The organism is Planctomycetaceae bacterium (assembly GCA_041398825.1).
In the GTDB taxonomy this organism is placed as follows: domain Bacteria; phylum Planctomycetota; class Planctomycetia; order Planctomycetales; family Planctomycetaceae; genus F1-80-MAGs062.
In genome coordinates this window covers 416,376-433,869 of the sequence record JAWKTX010000005.1, presented here as the reverse complement: position 1 = coordinate 433,869, position 17,494 = coordinate 416,376, and the positions used below count along the sequence as shown (strand labels likewise).

At 54.6% G+C, this 17,494-nt stretch carries 14 protein-coding genes; 6 read left to right on the top strand and 8 right to left on the bottom strand.

Annotation, left to right across the window (positions count from 1 at the left end; all coding sequences use genetic code 11):
- The coding region (locus R3C20_12005) for a thymidine kinase (GenBank protein ID MEZ6041225.1) at positions 1–546 on the bottom strand (546 nt) is incomplete at its 3' end.
- A 101-nt stretch (positions 547–647) separates the two neighbouring features.
- On the opposite strand from R3C20_12005, the gene R3C20_12000 reads away from it, so the two are divergent.
- Both R3C20_12000 and dapF read left to right on the top strand, forming a co-directional pair.
- A complete protein-coding gene (locus R3C20_12000) occupies positions 648–1,445 on the top strand; it encodes an aldolase/citrate lyase family protein (GenBank protein MEZ6041224.1) in 798 nt (265 codons plus the stop codon).
- Between the two features lie 75 nt (positions 1,446–1,520).
- Positions 1,521–2,426: a diaminopimelate epimerase gene (dapF, locus tag R3C20_11995; protein ID MEZ6041223.1), complete on the top strand. Its 906-nt coding sequence runs from the start codon at positions 1,521–1,523 to the stop codon at positions 2,424–2,426.
- Here dapF and R3C20_11990 read toward each other — a convergent pair.
- Both R3C20_11990 and R3C20_11985 read right to left on the bottom strand, forming a co-directional pair.
- Complete coding sequence (locus R3C20_11990) at positions 2,404–4,161, bottom strand: hypothetical protein (GenBank protein MEZ6041222.1); 1,758 nt, start codon at positions 4,159–4,161, stop codon at positions 2,404–2,406. The genes dapF and R3C20_11990 overlap by 23 nt on opposite strands.
- 286 nt (positions 4,162–4,447) lie before the next feature.
- Positions 4,448–5,317, bottom strand: coding sequence for a tetratricopeptide repeat protein (locus R3C20_11985; GenBank protein MEZ6041221.1), 870 nt, complete (start codon positions 5,315–5,317; stop codon positions 4,448–4,450).
- Between the two features lie 486 nt (positions 5,318–5,803).
- On the opposite strand from R3C20_11985, the gene R3C20_11980 reads away from it, so the two are divergent.
- Entirely contained in the window at positions 5,804–7,138 is a 1,335-nt protein-coding gene (locus tag R3C20_11980) for an LbtU family siderophore porin (protein MEZ6041220.1), read from the top strand.
- Positions 7,139–7,153: 15 nt separating this feature from the next.
- Here R3C20_11980 and R3C20_11975 read toward each other — a convergent pair whose 3' ends face one another.
- On the bottom strand, positions 7,154–10,624 hold the full coding sequence (locus tag R3C20_11975) for a hypothetical protein (protein ID MEZ6041219.1): 3,471 nt from the start codon (positions 10,622–10,624) through the stop codon (positions 7,154–7,156).
- Positions 10,625–10,869: 245 nt separating this feature from the next.
- Here R3C20_11975 and R3C20_11970 point away from each other — a divergent pair, with 245 nt between their 5' ends.
- Both R3C20_11970 and R3C20_11965 read left to right on the top strand, forming a co-directional pair.
- On the top strand, positions 10,870–11,556 hold the full coding sequence (locus R3C20_11970; GenBank protein ID MEZ6041218.1) for a hypothetical protein: 687 nt from the start codon (positions 10,870–10,872) through the stop codon (positions 11,554–11,556).
- 59 nt (positions 11,557–11,615) lie between these two features.
- Entirely contained in the window at positions 11,616–11,972 is a 357-nt protein-coding gene (locus R3C20_11965) for a diacylglycerol kinase family protein (GenBank protein MEZ6041217.1), read from the top strand.
- 86 nt (positions 11,973–12,058) lie between these two features.
- Here R3C20_11965 and R3C20_11960 read toward each other — a convergent pair whose 3' ends face one another.
- From R3C20_11960 to R3C20_11945, 4 genes are all read right to left on the bottom strand, one after another.
- Positions 12,059–12,787 (bottom strand): phytanoyl-CoA dioxygenase family protein, encoded by a 729-nt coding sequence (locus R3C20_11960; GenBank protein ID MEZ6041216.1) that lies wholly within the window; start codon positions 12,785–12,787, stop codon positions 12,059–12,061.
- 114 nt (positions 12,788–12,901) lie between these two features.
- Complete coding sequence (locus tag R3C20_11955; GenBank protein MEZ6041215.1) at positions 12,902–13,057, bottom strand: hypothetical protein; 156 nt, start codon at positions 13,055–13,057, stop codon at positions 12,902–12,904.
- A 785-nt stretch (positions 13,058–13,842) separates the two neighbouring features.
- Positions 13,843–14,679 carry a sugar phosphate isomerase/epimerase family protein gene (locus R3C20_11950; protein MEZ6041214.1) on the bottom strand — a complete coding sequence of 279 codons (837 nt, stop codon included), beginning with the start codon at positions 14,677–14,679 and terminating at the stop codon, positions 13,843–13,845.
- Between the two features lie 82 nt (positions 14,680–14,761).
- A complete protein-coding gene (locus tag R3C20_11945) occupies positions 14,762–15,529 on the bottom strand; it encodes a glucose 1-dehydrogenase (GenBank protein MEZ6041213.1) in 768 nt (255 codons plus the stop codon).
- Positions 15,530–16,014: 485 nt separating this feature from the next.
- Here R3C20_11945 and R3C20_11940 point away from each other — a divergent pair, with 485 nt between their 5' ends.
- The gene (locus R3C20_11940) at positions 16,015–17,409 is read left to right on the top strand and encodes an AAA family ATPase (protein MEZ6041212.1); all 1,395 of its coding nucleotides are present in this window, start codon (positions 16,015–16,017) and stop codon (positions 17,407–17,409) included.
- Positions 17,410–17,494 lie beyond the last annotated feature (85 nt).

The window sequence follows — 17,494 nt, the reverse complement described above, 5'->3', positions numbered from 1 at the left end:
GCAGACGGACACATAGCTTTCGTTGCCCCCCACCTTAATTTGATTTCCGGCTCGCAGGGGTTTTCCCTCGGAATCGATTCTCAGCACCATCGTGGCCTTTCGTCCGCAGTGACAAATGGTCTTGATTTCAGACAGAACATCAGCCCACGCCAGCAGGTACTGACTTCCTTCGAACAGATTCCCCTGAAAATCCGTGCGCAATCCGTACGCCAGCACAGGAATTCCGATGCGGTCTGCAATTTCGCCCAGTTCAAACACCTGCCGTCGGGTCAAAAACTGTGCTTCATCGACAAATACACACGCCAGTGATTCGGCCTGATGCTGCAGCCGGGCAATTTCCAGAAGCGAATCGGTTTGGTTAAATGTCACCGCCTCTGACTGCAGACCAATTCGTGAAGCAATTCGCCCGGCGCCGAATCGCGTATCCAACTGCGGGGTCAGCAGCAATGGCCTCATGCCCCGTTCCTGGTAGTTATAGGCAGCCTGAAGCAGGGCGGTTGACTTCCCGGCGTTCATTGCGGAGTAGTAAAAGTAAACTTTGGCCATAGGGTGTCTGCTTGCGTTTCTATCGGGCTGTCGCAACACTTGGTTGTTCAGTCAAAGGCGTTGAATCTGAACCCATTTTTCAGCTCGGATCTACTCAGGCGATGAAAAAGAACCCCGTCAAGGCCGCTCTGGCCGCCGGAAAACCACAGGTGGGAACATGGTTGTCATTCGGTGACGTATTTACCGCACGATTGATGGCCAGGGTCGGTTTCCCGTGGCTGACGGTTGATCTTGAGCATTCTCCGATTGACTGGCAAATGGCTTCTCTGATGTTCGCCACCATCGCCGATGCGGGCTGTGTTCCCCTGGCCAGAGTGCCGCGGGGCGACCACGATCTGATCAAACGCGTTCTTGATGGTGGGGCGATGGGTGTTGTCGTCCCCATGGTTAATACCGTGGAAGAAGCGAAGATTGCGATCGCCGCGGCCAAGTATCCACCGACAGGCAATCGGTCTATTGGGGGCAGCATTCCGGCACAGAACTTTCAGGCGTCCGCCGGCGAATATTACAAGAACGCGAATGACGAAGTGCTGGTGATCCTGCAAACCGAATCTCCTCAGGGAGTCGACAACGCCGAAGCGATCTACAGTCTTCCCGGTGTGGATGCAATTTTTGTTGGGCCCAATGATTTGTTCTGGCAGATGAAGAAGCCAGACGGAACGGAACCAACCCCTGAGGAATTCGAAGCCATGCTTCAGCGGATACTGGCCGCCGGCAGGAAGACCGGGACTCCGGTTGGAATTCACCTTCAAACCATTGATGAAGTCAATCAGCGCATCGGAGAAGGCTGGCAGTTTCTGGCTCTGCAAAGCGAGCTCAAGATGATGGTCAGCCGCGCACAGGAGCTGGTCAGTCAGTTGGGGCTCACGCAAACACCAGCCGACCTGGCCCGCTATTGATCTCCCGTCTTCTTCTTATGAACTTTCGGGGGACGGCCGTCGTTGGTCATGAATCCAGTCGGGGATACCTCTGCGATGGGACAATTACCGTTTATCAAGATGCATGGCTGCGGCAACGACTACGTCTTCATCGACTGTTTCGCTGCTCCGGCGCCCCCTCAGCCGCAACCACTGGCCGTTCAGCTCAGTGACAGGCACACGGGCATCGGTTCTGATGGTCTGGTTCTGATGCTGCCGTCCAAAGTGGCAGACGCCCGGATGCAGATGTTCAACTCTGATGGGTCCGAAGGAGCGATGTGTGGGAACGCCATCCGGTGCATCACAATGTGGCTTCATCAGCATCACAGCCCTGCTCAGACTTCTTTTCGTATCGAAACACAGAGCCGAATTGTCGAAACATCGGTGATTGAATCCCATACGGCAGAGCAAAAAGCAGTCGTCCGCGTGAACATGGGCCCTGCAAGTGAGGCTCGCCTCAACACGAACACCTCACCCAGTAACGCCAACTCAGCCATCAGATCCGCGGATGCCCTGGTCCGGCAGACGGTTGTGAGCAACGTTATGATCGCCGAAAAACCGGTGGTCGCATCCTGCGTTTCGATGGGTAATCCACACGCTGTGATCTTTGTTTCAACACTCGACGAAATTAACTTCGCAGAAAACGGTCCGGCGATCGAACATCACACATTGTTTCCGGACCGCACGAATGTCGAATTCGTTCAGGTGCTGGATCGCCATCGAGCAAAAGTGCGTGTCTGGGAACGCGGGTCCGGTGAAACCATGGCCTGCGGTTCCGGCGCCTGCGCGGTCGCCGTTGCCGGAATTGCCTACGGAGCATTCCCGGATAATCAGCCCGTCAGCATCCAGATGCGCGGAGGTGTCTTGCAGATTGAATGGCCGGATCGAAAGAATGTCTTCATGCAGGGACCCGCGGAAGAATCTTTTCGAGGTGTCGTGCCTACAGCGTTTTCTGGGGATTAGACGCGACACGACTGGCGGACGCCTGCTTCGCTGTCACAGGATTGAATGCGTCTTTCCCTGCCCGATTCGGAAAACCGGGCCACTGAGCGATCCCTTTCGGCATATCGTTCGAGAACCTTCGCCGAGCCACCGGCAAATAGTGCGGAGAATCCGGGTCGTCATAAACCGTACTCCGGCCCCACAGAACAGAGAGTCCGTCGCTGTAGATCCGCACCCAGTCGTCGTGCTGATCCAGAAACTGAACGGCAGGCCGGTCTGCAATTCGATCCATCAAAACCAGGTTCGGATGGCCCAGTTCCAGCACCCGGTTTGAATCGACAGGTCCGGAATTCTTGCCGCGATGACGACGAGACTGATCCTGACCAAACAACAGATCAAAATTGATGTCGACGACTTCCTGTGGGTAACAAGTGTCATATCGCCCGTCGAATCCGACTGTCGTATTCGGGGCCAGCGCAGCCAGCGCGTACTGAGCCCAGTCGAAAGTGACAACCAGTCGGCCCTCGATATGGTTTTCATTCATGAACTCGAATGCTGCGACCGGGTATTCACTTCGGTCGACGCCAAATCGACTGAACTGCCAGCTCAGGGCTCCAAACAGCAGAAGCGCCACCAGACAGACCTCCGCGATCAGCATTCGCGCGGCGTTGCGTGAAAACTCCGGATGCGTTCCCAGTGTGGGACGCCACTCGACAAGACGTTTCCAGACCCCGGCCACGTGCGCCGGCATCCAGTAGCCGAATGCGATCGCAAAAAAAGCCAGATGGCGAACATGCCCAATTGTCTGAACAGCAATCAGCAGCAGCACAACGATTTCAACCCAGTCCCGACGAACGCTGGTCCAGCGAAGTCCAAGGAATGTGAGCAGACAAAGGACCCCGAATGGGACGATTGCAACGCCTCCGTCAAGAATGTTGGCCCACTCCGAGACTTCAGGTCGCGGCTGACTCAGGGAGACCAGCATCCACCAGGGGAGTTCCCAGCCATATGGATTTGCAAAAATGGCCCCCACGGCGAACGCGCAAACAGTGCCCAGCGAAAGAATCGTAGCTTTCGATTGGCGGAGAGCATCAATCCACGATCGTTGCTGATTCTGATTGCGATTCCAGATCACCAGCTCAACGACGCGCAGTCCGTTGATTGCAATGAAGACACAGAGTCCCGCTGCAAAGCCACCATGCGAATTCGTCCAGATGCCTGTCAAAGGAACACAAAGCCAGAGCCACCTGTATTGAATGCTTCGGTCAACCGTCCAGTTAGAGTAAGCCTTCTCGAAGGCAATCAACATCACACCGAAGAACAAAAAACTAAACAGCTGGGGTCGAGCCAGCCAGAATTCCGCAAGTCCCCACGCAACAGGAATCATTGCCACGACGGCAGCCACCGTGGATACCTGTCGACGTCGTGCGACGATAACCATTGTCCAAAGCAGCCAGACACCAGCACAACACTTGAAAACAATGATTCCCGCGCCGCCAATCGTTCTCTGACCAAACGCTACCGACAGCTCAAAGAAATTCTCGTGGTTGATCCAGGGATGATCAGGGGTAGAAAACGTATGCGTGGCGGTTCGAGGCATTTCTCCGGCATGGATCCAGTCCTCACCGTACTGGATATGCCCCCACAAGTCCGGTTCGACACTTCTCCACGCCATGACATTTGCCGTGACCAGCGCGATCAGTACGACGATGCTCGTCGAGAGCCAGAGGGGAACTTGAGCGCGATGATCCGACATGATGCAGTCCGGTTACGATCCTGTAAGCCTGCGGCAGACAACCGCAGAAACCAAGTTGATGTCCGTCCAAACTTAGCTCAGGCCGGGCGTGAGGCAGGTAGGGCAACCGGGAACTGGGCGTTGCAACACGACCTCATCGCGCTGGAAATGTCGTAACCTGCATAACTGATTCAATCGCAATGCCCACCTTCAGGTGCAGCACTCCGCAAACGCGTCTTTCAGGCGATGGGGAGCCGGTGAGTGCTTGCCCGGTGAGACTTTCAGCCGGGCTTTCTTTACGCGGATCCTAATAAAAGGCCGTTGCCAGTCGGCGGCGAAGTTCAGAAGCCAGTTTCGATTTGGGCCCCATGACACCCAGAATTCCAACCATCACTTCCTTGGCTTTTGTCCCGATGTCTCCCTTATCTTTTCCAATGATGGCAAGACACATCTCGCACGCTTCTTCAAACCGATTATCTGCACCAAGAGCCTCGGCCAGTTTGATTTGAAGGGACAAATCATCGGGGTTTGATTCCAGCGCTGAACGTGCCTCCTGGACTCCGCCGGAATCTTCAACCTGACTTCGGAGCTCCAATTGCTGCTGCAGCACTTGAGCTTCGGGTTCAAGAAATCCTCGAGCATTCAGTTCGTCCAGGATCTCACGACACTCCTGTTGTCGATCGAGTGCCAGCAGCACGCGAGCGTGCGCGATCTTGTACGCTGCTTTGTCCGGGTCTGCCTGAACGGCGTTTCGGTAAGCGGCTTCTGCGAGTTCTGTGGCTCCATCTGCCTCCAGTTGCTGCCCCTGATCGAAAGCTTCAGCCGAAGCGGATGGCACGAAAGACTCAATCCAGGCTTTCAACTGTGGTTCGGGCTGAATGCCCTGAAAATGAGAGGCTGGCTGACCATTCACCATGGCCACGACAAACGGGATCGACTGCACCCCAAATGCACCAGCGACTTCCGGGCAGTCATCAACGTTGACTTTGACCAGGACGAATCTCCCTGCGAATTCGTTGGCCAGTTTTTCCAGCATTGGAATCAACTGTTTGCATGGATTGCACCAGGGGGCCCAGAAATCCACGACCACCGGACGCTCCATCGACTGCTCAATGACGTCCTGGCGAAAGTTCTCCGTTGTCGTTTCAATGATCCACTCAGCGTTTAAGTCTGACATCTCATTCTCCGGTGCGGCACAGGGCCTCTGTTGACGTGAGCCGAAAATTGTAGCCGGAGCAGAACCCACGGTCATGTATCACCCCGGCAGAACGTCATTTGACCATTCCGTGGGAAACCCACACGTCTCTGGCATTCAATGACCCGGTCCAAAGGTGAGCTGTGTCGGATGGCAGTTATTGCCGGTCCTTCCGGCTGAATCGGGACAACAAAGGGCATTTGATGGCCAGTCTGCGAAGAATGTTGCATCTGCCAGCAACAACCTGCTTTGCGCATTCGGCGCAACCGATACAACCATAAATATCACGTGACATTCTTACGGAAGAACTCACACCGGTTGCGAACGTAACTTCCCCCATTCCATTTCCGGCAGCCAACGATCGTGAACGCATTCAATAAGTTCAGACAACTCTTTGCATGCTCCCTTGTATTTCTGGCCTGCGCTGTTTCGGTGTCCGCACAGCCATTGGCGCCCGGTCCGCCGGCAATGTCATCGTCTGTCGGCGGGATTCACGAAACTGGCTACACCGCCCCTTACTCCGGATTCACGGCGCCAGCCAACGGATCAGGCCCCAACAGTATCTTCTCGCCCGGACACAGCTTCACACAGGTTTACGATTCCGGATCCTGCGAGACCAACGGAATGACTGCGGGATGTCCATCTGGCCGCTGCGGGTCACAGGGTTATCTGAGCTTCGATACCAGCATCACAGAACCGTTGCTGGACTTTCAAAATCGTCAATCCGACAAGGAACTGCTGCTGGTCATTCCCGGCAGCCCGTGTACGACATCGCCATCGGTTGTTGTGGGTGGCCAGATGAGAGTTTCGGGGATGGCAGCGGCCGTGACGCGACCTGGTAAGTTTTCGTATCTCGGACGTTTCCCACCAGACTTTACCGGAAATGCGGCCACAGACTTTCGAATGACACAGGCGAATGCGGCTGGAATTGTTCATTTCAATACCTGGGCGCATGGATACGCAGAAACGCTGTTTTCAGATGTGTTTACCTTCCCGGACTTCAAACAGGGAAGTTTTCAGATGCGGCAGGCGTATGTTGCCTTTGGCGATCTGACGCAAAGTCCGTGGTATGCCTTCATCGGCAAGAAGAATGTCTCGTTTGGCGATATGGGAACGCTCAGTCCCTACAGTCAGTCGGTCGTCTGGCACTATTTTGCTCCCCTGGCAGAAGGTGCCGGAATTGGATACGCGACTGACGGCTTCAACGCCAGTGTAACCGCCTTGAACGGCAGCCGTGGAATTCGAGTGGCCGATTCGGAACAGCGTGGGCACATCAATAACTTTGCCGCAAACGCCAGGTATCAATGGCCTGTTGCTCCGGATTCATGGATCGCTATCGGAGGAGGCTATCTGCATGGGACCATCTATGACGCTGCGATTGCCGAACATCTGAATCCTGCAGTTTCCGGAGACATGAACGGCGCTGTTGACTTCAACCTCGCGTCTAAATTTGGCCCGTGGCGAATAGAATACGAAATGGTCACGACGATGAGATCGTGGCCGGCCACAGACCGTCGCGTCGTTGCTTACCGCGCGGAGACCGCCTACGACACCATCTGGAACAATCATCCCCTGCGAATTTCCGGAAGCTGGAGCGAAGGAAAACAAGGTCCCGCCGGATCGCAGTTTGAATTCAATCAGCAGGCCGTTCTTGGCCTCCGATACGACCCTCACCCGAATGTCATGCTGTCTCTGGAATACATTCGAAGCATGGGATTCGCTCCGCTGCTGGATATTACAACGGTCAGTGATCGCTCTGCAGCGCAGGATACAGTGTTGCTGGGCATCGTACTGAACATCTGACGGCCCGCTGCGTTGTTACAGCTTATCCAGCAACTTATTGAATTGCTTATTCAACTGGTTGTTCAGGTTATTCTGAATCGATTGTGTGCCAAGATTCTGCAGCAGTCCGGCTGTGTCCGGCTGTGGCGAATCAATCGTCCCGCGAACCGGAATGCGAATACTGCGAAAGTCGTTTCCGCCCGTTGCTTTTTCGAGCGGAACGTCCAGCATAATTTGCAACTGACGATTCAGACCGACGGCACCACTTGTCTGAGCGCGATAGCCGGACAGTTCAATAATCAGTCCCTGATGTGTTACCACACCCTGTCGCAGCGCGATCGGAATCTGTTGCTGGGGCAGAACGACCGAACGCACCAGTGAACTGCGATCCGATTTACCAAGTCGCCGGATGACGTCCAGTGTCTCCAGAAGTGACTGCAGAGAAGCCCCGGGTGCAGCTTCTGCGTGGTGAATACTGATGGTTGCAGCGATGTCTGACGCTTCGGGTTGATTCAGGTGATAATCAAATCGTTCCACGCGAGCCGATACTTCTCCCGACACGTTCGCGGAATCCGCCATCATTGGTGCCAGATAACCGAGCCACTGACGACATAATTCCGGCGTGATCGGCAGATTCTCTATTCGGCTGCCCGTGGCCATCTGAACGCGATCATGAATCAGATCGTAAAGTGGCATCACGGTAAGGCTTCCGGAATTAACCGCACATTCAATAGGTTCTGTCCGCACGATCCCGTTTTCCAGTGTCGCTTTGACCTGGCTGCTTCCAAGTGCCAGTCCCCAGGCACGACCGGACTGCCATGTAATTCCTCCGACGGCCTGCAATGGACCGACACCTGCGGGCAAAGAAACGTTCCTTGTGGTTCCGGCATTTGCAGCATAAGTCTCCGCCGACAGAACGGCGGGTGCTCCCGTGATTTTCCAGATATCTCGCCCACGGCCATTCAGCCTGATCGGGGTGTCCTCTGGCAGAAGGCGGTTGCACAACGCATTCAGGTCGTATTCGGTTTCTGCGGTCAGGTCAACGACAACCAGGTCACTGATGGTGCTGACCGTCCCCTTGAACTGAGCGGCGATGCCCGGAAGCAACAACCGGCCGCTTCTGACATCCAGCACGTCCAGCCCCGTCATGTTCTGAAGCTGAAGATCGATGATCGCTTCATCAATCTGAAAGGTCGACACTTCTTTCGCTGTGCTGACTGTCGGCGTTCTTCTGGCCGAAACCGAACGAACAGGCGTCCCCACTGCCGCTGCAGCCGGAATGGGCTGTATGCGAGCCTGTAACTGAATGGCCTTTTGAGGCTGCGCTGCAAGCTCAACGGTGACATCTGCGTATTCCGCCAGCCATGTTGCCGAGTGCCACGGCGCGATCAGTGTCCGAATTGCCGAGCCGGTGCCTTTCAGGTGTACGCTGCCGTCAAACATTTGCGGAACGGGGTTTTGCGGAAACACCGTCAACTGACTGCTGCTGACCTTCAAATCGGAACTGTTGAGCTGCAATCCTGAAAGCGTGATGCGATCCGATTGATGACCAATGCGAGCCTGCACAGACATGCCGCCCCGGATTCCGGGCCGGGGCAATTGCACAAACTGCTGGATCTGCTGCCAGAGCAGATCCGGCTGAACGTTGCCGGCTATCTGCCAGAAACCTTCACCGGGGCTCAGATCCAGCGATCCGAAGGCACCTGTCAGGCGAGACTGCCGCACAACAGGAAGTCCTGACTCCAATGGTCCGACAGCATCAATGCGCAGCGAAGGATCAAGACTGATGGACTTGCCTGCCTGCGTCGCCTGAATTCCTTCGTGTCGAATTGAAGCCTGCCATCGAGCCAGCGAACTCGCCGCGTGGTCCGTTTCGCCTGCGGCATCCCCAACAACTTCACCGTTCAAACTGAAAACCAGCTGACCCGCCTGAATCTGAACGTCGTTTCGCAAGGCAAGTGTCGAACGAAGCATCCGGGTCACTCCAGCGACATCAACCGATCCCTGCAGTTCTGCCGACTGGTTCGGTGCGGATGACTGGCTGTCCCCTGCAGTTGCGCTCTCATCTGCCGCATGCCGCAATTCTCCATTGCCACGCAGGGAAACGATATCTGACTGAAGAGTAATGTCTTTCAGCAGCAGCCCGTCAACAGCAAATGCGCCCGCACCAGAACCCGACGTGTTACCGAGATCAAGCCATTCGCCTGCTGCCCAGGTGTTCTGGCGAAGCCGGATGTTCTGGCCCTGTAAGAGGAACCGGCCCACAAGCCCGTCTGCGATTCTGTGTCCGCCAAGCTCTGCCTGGACATCACATGAGACCTGCCCATCGCAAAGAAGGTCCGGAACCAGGTAGCTCAGCAGTGGCTGAACCACCCTCAGATCCAGTTCGCGCGCGGCAACGCTTAAGCGCTGTCGGCTATTGGCGTTGGTGTTGGTGTTGTCCCCGCCGGAACCAGCCGACTGGCGGCTGTTGACGGTATCCGAACCGGTGATCTGAATGCGCAGCCTGGATCCTGCGTTTGTGGGTCCATCAGGCGATACGCCGTCCTGCTGCCCAAACAAAGCCGACTTATCAAACTCACCCTGTGGATCGATCAGAGGCGACAGCGTGAAGTCTGCTGTCAGATCATCAAGGTTCGCCGCCAGACGAGGATTCAACTGCGAAGCGGATGACAGGGCATGGTCAATGCTGCCACCTGCTTCTGAATTTTCGGGGACATTGATGCAGGCTTCCAGCTGCAACTCCGGCAGCGCGAACGTCGAATCAAGCGTGGAGAAGACTCCGTTGATGTTCGTTACGCGTGTCGATTCTGTCGGCGAAGTTGTCTTGCTGTTGACCGCGTCGCCCGTTTGCAATCCCGGCACGTCGCTTGCCACCGACTGAACAAAGGCAGTCCCGTCTTCAAAGATCACACGCACGGGGAAGGATTCGTGACTGACGCCGCTGGAACCACTGATATGCTGCAGCGTCTTTTGCAGATTGGAACCATCGTCCCGGACAACGAGATTCAGGACGGGTTGCTGAAATCGCAGTTCTACGCCGCGCCCCATTTGCAGGGCTACTCTCCACAGCGGTTCGCGACTTGTGACAACTTCAGAACTAAAGACGTAACGACCATCCGGCAATCCGTCAGGGCCATATGTTGAGTTGTCGTCGCCGGGTACATCAGCGGACGAATCATCTTCCGGGGCATTCGCGGTCACATCACGAATACGCAGGCCCTTGATTTCAATGGCCGACCACCAGTGAAGCTGAATCGTGCGAAACTGAAGTGTCTCCGCCAGCCGTGGATGCACTTTCGAAATCAGTCCGGGAATTTGCCCAAAAATGCTAAGCAGCGTTGGCAGCAGGATAAAGATTGCCAGGCACAGAGCGCATAATCGGATCAACCAACGCCTTCCCGCGCGGCTTCTCCTGACTGTCGACGGGGCAGCAGGCGCAGCGGACGTGGACGGTGTTTCCGTTTCAGCATCCTTGCGACGTTCGGGCAGTTCGACTTTGGGCATGGGCAGCATCCTGTCTGACCAGTATGGAATCAGGGTCAATATCGGCAGATGTTGCCTTATCTGTCCAAACGCTCCGGAAACGGGGATCAGGTTTGCCTAACCCGAAAGGTTGACCGCTGGCATTCGGCAACGGTTCCTTCTTTACGGTACACTGGCGCAGAGCCTGCAAAGACACCGCCCTGCCGAACGCAGAGCGCAACCTGGATTGACCGAAATCGTCTCTTCGAGACTAAACAGAGTTTGACATGAACAAAGAAGACTACCGCCAATGGCTGGCGAAGCGAGTCATTACACAAACGCGGCTCGCCACGGTGGCTGTTACAATCATGGGATTGGGGGGTGCCGGAGCCTTTATGATGGAGGCATTCCTTGTCCGATGGATTATCACGACAGGATTCATCAGCAATGGTTTTCTTTCCTGGATGATTACACTTGGGATCCTTGGAACCGTCCTGTTTGTCACATGGTTACGCGTGCCAGGGAACATTGGCGACAAACAGCATACGGCAGACATTGGCGAAACGCAGTTGACACTGCATGTGGCTCCGGCCATGGGAGCTGTCTGGACATTTGCACTCGGCAGCATCGATTCCGATCAGACGTGGGTGGAGCGTTTGCTTGGTCTGCTGGCCCTTCCACAACGCATGCTCTGCGCGGCCTGGTATGTGTTCCATCGTATTCAGCAGTTGAAGGAACTGAATATTCCGGGATGTGCTCACGTGATTCGAATCGTGTCGCGCAAAGCGGAACGAGTTGAAGTGAGCGAGATTGCTGAAAAGCGAAAAGAAGACGACGATCTGCCGAAGACACTGCGAGAGGTTTCACTGATCGACGGCGTCGTGTTCCTGACACGGAAGACCGTTGGCATCAGTCTTGCTCCTCGATTGGTCGACGAGCTGAATGGCTGGAACTCCGGATCTGCGGATGAATGACTGAACTCCTGTGTTTTCAAGGCATTTCATGTGCAGGCTGATATCGGGCGAGCAAACACGTGAGCAAACGATTCTCATTTGGCAATCGCATCCGGAGTTTTGGGTATGCCATTCGAGGAGTGTTTGTGCTGATTCAGACACAGCACAACGCGTGGATCCATGTCACTGCGACCGGGCTTGTCATTCTGCTGGGCCTGATCAAAGGTATGACACCATCGCAATGGGCTTTACTGGTCCTGGCCATCGCAATCGTCTGGATTGCAGAGGCGCTGAACACAGCGGTTGAAATTCTGGCGGACGTGGTGTCGCCGGAATTCAATGATGCCATTGGGAGATGCAAAGATGTTGCTGCCGGAGCCGTTCTGATGGCTGCGATAGCCGCCAGTGTCATTGGAGGGCTGATCTTCCTGACCTGAAGCACCTCCCAACGACCTCACCTGTTCATCGCCGGAAATTCTCTGCCCCCTTATCGATACCTGAGGATGAAGTGTTCGACGCAGCATCAGCGGCAGGGAATCCGATACTGCCATTGCAGTGGGCTCGGCAAATCGAAGGCCGCGAATTCGAGATGAATGACTCTGCGGTGCCCCGGGACTGTCATGGGTGACGAAGCATGGAGCGTCAATGGATTCATCAACACCGCGCCGCCGCGAGAAACTTCGCAGATCACTTCGTTGCTGAGTTTAACGGTGGAATCCAGCGAGACCGCACAAAGTCGCCCATTGCGATGGCTTCCGGGTAGTACTTTCAGTGCTCCATTTTCAGCATAGCAGTCGTCCAGATGAAGCCGCACGGCCAAAACGTTACCCATCAGATGCGCCGGAGGTTGAACACTGAGTACCCCGGCCTTTCTTGTCCAGGCATGAAAGCCTTCCACTTCATGCCTCGCCTTGACTGCGATGGACAGGTCCTGATGCCAGAAGACCCCCCAGTTCGCACCATCAGTCTTGTCAAAAAGAGTGGCTCGAGTCATGAAGGCGTCGTGCCCGATGACAGAATGTACAATACGTACGACCTCAGGGTCCTGGACAAGTTGTTGCAGGTTCGGAATGACATCCGAAAGATTGCGCAGTGCGTAAACTCCACTCCTGTTGGAGACCGCTTCGAGAGTCGCTGGATGCTGACGTGCCTCTTCGATACTCCGAAGCATTTCCTGCACGATCACAGGCGACAGGCATTGTGGCACAATGGCATATCCATTGTCGTCAAATTGACCAGCCAGTGGTTCCATCACTTCTTATCCGCAGGGCGACAGTGGCTTACAGGATCTTTCTGCAGCGCACAAAAAAACGACTGACAATGGGTAATTGTCAGTCGTTAGGCATTCAAATCAGCAAGGCAGACCTTACTTCTTCTTGGTTGCCTTCTTTGCAGCTTTCTTGGGAGCAGCTTTCTTAGCTGCTGCCTTCTTAGCAGCCTTCTTTGGTGCTGCCTTCTTGGCTGCTGCCTTCTTAGGTGCAGCTTTCTTTGCAGTTGCTTTCTTTGCAGCTTTCTTGGCCACAGTCGTTCCTCCGATCAAAAGTTGAACTTTGAGTGGCTTTCCTGCCGTAGCTTACCGGGCTTCAATTTTGCAGGACAGACCACAACCCAAAACATCAGATCATCAAAGTCACATGACTCATGATGATGCAGATTCCATTCTGTTTAAGATGACCGTTGATTGATGTTCCGTCTTGAAGATTGCTTTTGGGCATCTTGCTTCGCAACTCGCATCCGGTGCAGCACAACAGAATCTGCTGTTAACTCGTGCGGAATCCTAAGCAATCAATCGGATAACGCAATACTTGTTCGACTTCAAACCACTCCCACATGCAACTTTTTTTATTGAAGGGTTGACGCAGGTTTTAAGCGACATCACTTCCAGCTTCACCACTTCGTTCAACTGCGATGCGTCAACAGCCTTCAATGCGATCGTCAACAAGCATCACCGTGCGTTGAAATTGTTGCTACCGTATTCCAGATTCTTACCATCCATTCAGCAGCATGCGGCATTTGTACTTCAGCCGACGACATCGATTTCACTCGAAAAAACACGGCAAAATAAACAAGCGCATGAAGTCCTGAGGCGATGCGACTTGTGTGAACCGCACTGGGATTCACGTCATCGGCAGCATGTTGTGCGATCGCCAGAACATCACAACACTTCGTAGCTGGCACACACCTTGTCTACTTCTGAACAGACATAGAAGGTGACATGCGAAGCGTTCAATCGCTTCAGCCAATGAACTGCTCATTACTATTCAAAAATGAGAACCAACTCTGCGGGAACATCCCTTTCACTGGTCATCACCCGTCTGCGCGCTGCACTTCTTCCAGGATGCGCTTCAGGTATTCAATACTCTGAAGCGCGATGTTCTGAGCGCCTGGCTTGTAATCAAACACCTCGACAGACACCCAGCCTGAATAGCCGGAGTCCAGTAACGCACGAATGATTGGTCGATAGTCCGTATCGCCCATTCCAGGGCCCAGCAGGTTGCTGTCGTTCACATGAAAATGTGCCGTCACATCTTTGAACTGAGCGATCAGATGCGGAATAGAGTCTGTTTCACCGCCCAGCATGGCTTTCACATCCTGATGCAGACGCATCGCCGGGCTTCCGACCATGTTCATCAATTCAACGGCCTGCGCACACGTGTTGATGAAGTCGGTTTCCTTTGGAGTGAGGGGTTCCATACACAGCTGAACCTGATGTTTTTCGAACTCCGGCATGGCCATTTTGAAGACCTCCGCAGCAAACTGCATCGCCTGCTCGGTTGTTACGCCCTTCAGGAGGCTCCGCTGCTGTGGAGATCCGAAAACAAGGACTTTGCCTCCCAGTCCGGCACAGATGCGAGCCAGCAACTTGAGATAATCAGCCGTTGCTGCTCTAACGGATGCATCCGGTGACGTCAGGTAGAATCCGCTGGTCCTGGCCAGCAACCAGTGCAGCCCGATGATCTCCAGTCCATGACTTTGAGCGACAGACTTCATGTCTTCAAAGACTGCATCCGGCACTGTTGCGAGGTCGTCCGAAATTGTGAAGGGAGCAACCTCAATCCCGGTGTAGCCAGCCTCCGCCATCAGGCGACATTGTTCCGACCATGGGATGGATTCATAAAGTTCATGGCAAAGTGCAAATTTCATCACTGTCTTCTTTCATTTGAAACAGGGTGTTGTGATTGCGATCGTTCTGTATCAGTGGGCTGCGCATCGATCAGGGAGCCACTTAGTAGTCGAGACTGGCTCCACCTTCCGCTTCAATTGCCTGACCGGTGATGAAGCTGGATTCGTCGGAGGCCAGAAACAGCGCGACTTCGCCCATTTCCTCGATGGTTCCCATCCGCCCGAACACCTGCATGGCCGAAACGCGTTCCAGTGCGGATTCGGGGTCGTCGAGCGTGGCGGCCCAGTCACGCATCAACGGGGTATCGATATTGCTGGGCAGAATTGCGTTCACGCGAATCCCTTCGGGTCCCAGTTCTTTCGCGAGTGCCTTTGTCAGGCTGACCTGAGCTCCCTTGGTTGCACAGTAAGCGCTGGACTTATCCTGCCCCAGAACCGCAGTCATGGACGAAATATTGACGATGGTCCCTTTGGTTTTGCGCAAGTGTGGCAGCGCATAATGGGCTCCCGCAAATGTGCTCAGGTAGTTAATTCGCATTAATCGCTCCATGAACTCCACGGACGTTTCTTCGAGCGACATCGCGGGTGGGTGCTGCCCTGCGTTGTTAATTACGCAGTCGAGGCGGCCAAACTCTTTTACGGTCTGTTCGATGGCATCGTGCAACTGCTGGTGGTCACCCACATCACACGAAATAAAGATGGCTCGCCCGGGCCCCTTTTCATTTAATTCGTCCGCCAGCTTCTGACCTGCGTCAGCCCCTCGCGCCAGAACGCTGACCAGTGCACCCTCGCGACAGAAGACTCGGGAGCAGCCTTCCCCGATTCCCTTGCTGCCTCCCGTGACAATGACTGCTCGCCCGCTGTACCGCATTCGAATACTCCCGAGTCACGTCCCCTAAATGCGCTTCGGGTTGTGACGGTTAACTTTATTTGAGTGGTTATCAGAAATCTGCTCGTCGTAGTGAATCGATGACGACTTGCCGCATAAGCGTCAGGATCGCACGACAGGTTCTGTCGCATTCTGGTGGATCGCAGTTCAGATTCAACACGGTTTGACCGGGCTTCTTTCTCGACATAGATCCTCATGTGTTGAGTAGTGTTTCACTTTTGCCACACAAAAAGATTCCGGGAAGGTGAATTCCTGTCTCCGGGTGACTGTGCACCATGAATGGGTGGCCCCTGACCCTGCTTGCAGATCCGGGGCGGAATCAGCCGAACGCGGTTTTCGCAGTCAGTAGGCAGCTCTGCAGACAGCACTGGCGGGATAACGATCCGAAAAGCAGGACGCGGACACCCGGAAACTGACTTCAACGCAATATGTTTGACTGAATTCGACGTCGAAACGGAGCCTGATCTGTGTCATCGCCTTCTACAAAAACGGATTCACCGAATCCAGGTTTGGATGAACTGTTCAACCGGGTCAATGCGTTGCTTGGCAACGGAGACGGGAACTCGGACGGCGGACAGCGTTCGGCATCACGCGATTCCAACGTTTATACTCCCCGCCAGCCTCAGTCGATGCGTGAAATTGGTATTCCGCCTTCGATGATCGAGAAGATCATCCTGAAGTATCTGATGCAAATGGGCGTGGAGACCGGTCGTCGAATCGCCGGCCAGCTGAAACTACCGTTCAGGCTCATCGAGCCGATGCTGAAGCAGATGCGGCAGGAGAAGCACATCGACTTGTGCGGCACGACATCAACTGGCGATCCCGAATACACAATCACAGAATTTGGACGCGACCGGGCACGACGCTACGCTGAGGAAGGCACGTATTTCGGAGCCGTTCCCGTTTCGCTACAGGACTACACCGCAGGAGTGGCAGCGCAGACGATTGCTGGTCAGATTGTGACCTCTGACGACCTGAAGCGGGCATTCAAAGGGCTGATCATTAACCAGGCGATGATGAATCGTCTCGGCCCGGCGATCAACTCCGGTCGCGGTATGTTTCTGTTCGGAGAACCGGGTAACGGCAAGACCAGTATTGCAGAAAGGGTCACCGGGGCGTTTGGTTCGAACGTCTGGATTCCCCGTGCAATTTGCATTGAAGGTGAAATCATCCGCGTCTATGACCCGGGTGTTCACGAAGAGGTGGATGAGACGAGCCAGGGTGGGCTCCTGGATTCAATGGATATCGATCGGCGCTGGGTGCAGATCAAACGTCCGACAATCATCGCCGGCGGCGAACTGACCATGGACGAACTGGAAGTCAGTCAGAATCCGCAGTCCAAAATCTGCGAATCGCCCCTGCAAATGAAGAGCAACTGCGGAACCCTGGTGATCGACGACTTCGGACGACAGAAAATGCCTGTCGATATGCTGTTGAATCGCTGGATCGTTCCTCTGGAAAAACGTTACGACTTCCTGAATCTGCCCAGCGGCAAGAAGATTCAGGTGCCGTTTGACCAGTTGATCGTATTCTCAACCAACCTGGAACCGAAGGACCTGGTTGACGGAGCGTTTCTGCGCCGAATTCCGTACAAGATTGAAGTTCCCGATCCGTCCGAAGCCGAATTTCGGGAGCTTTGTAAGATCATGTGCAAAGTCATGAAGTTCGAATTCGATGCGGATGCGATCGACTACCTGGTGAAGACACACTATTTGGCAGAAGACCGGCCATTCCGACTGTGTCAGCCGCGCGACCTGCTGCTCCAGGTTAAGAATTACTGTCAGTATCACGAAATGCCTCTCAGCCTTTCGCGAGAAGCTTTCGATGCGGCAGTGGACAACTACTTCTCTGCAATGTCCTGACACAACTGATCGAACGATTCCCGGTCGCGTGCAGAACGCATTCAGAAGCACGAGGCACGACCGATCGCTTTGCGCAAGTCGTGCT

Bases quoted from the DNA above. Each gene is read 5' to 3' on its own strand.
- R3C20_12000 (MEZ6041224.1), top strand. From the start codon at position 648: ATGAAAAAGAACCCCGTCAAGGCCGCTCTGGCCGCCGGAAAACCACAG.
- R3C20_11990 (MEZ6041222.1), bottom strand. From the start codon at position 4,161: ATGTCGGATCATCGCGCTCAAGTTCCCCTCTGGCTCTCGACGAGCATC.
- R3C20_11945 (MEZ6041213.1), bottom strand. From the start codon at position 15,529: ATGCGGTACAGCGGGCGAGCAGTCATTGTCACGGGAGGCAGCAAGGGA.
- R3C20_11980 (MEZ6041220.1), top strand. From the start codon at position 5,804: ATGTCATCGTCTGTCGGCGGGATTCACGAAACTGGCTACACCGCCCCT.
- dapF (MEZ6041223.1), top strand. From the start codon at position 1,521: ATGGGACAATTACCGTTTATCAAGATGCATGGCTGCGGCAACGACTAC.
- R3C20_11970 (MEZ6041218.1), top strand. From the start codon at position 10,870: ATGAACAAAGAAGACTACCGCCAATGGCTGGCGAAGCGAGTCATTACA.
- R3C20_11960 (MEZ6041216.1), bottom strand. From the start codon at position 12,787: ATGGAACCACTGGCTGGTCAATTTGACGACAATGGATATGCCATTGTG.
- R3C20_11975 (MEZ6041219.1), bottom strand. From the start codon at position 10,624: ATGCCCAAAGTCGAACTGCCCGAACGTCGCAAGGATGCTGAAACGGAA.
- R3C20_11985 (MEZ6041221.1), bottom strand. From the start codon at position 5,317: ATGTCAGACTTAAACGCTGAGTGGATCATTGAAACGACAACGGAGAAC.
- R3C20_11950 (MEZ6041214.1), bottom strand. From the start codon at position 14,679: ATGAAATTTGCACTTTGCCATGAACTTTATGAATCCATCCCATGGTCG.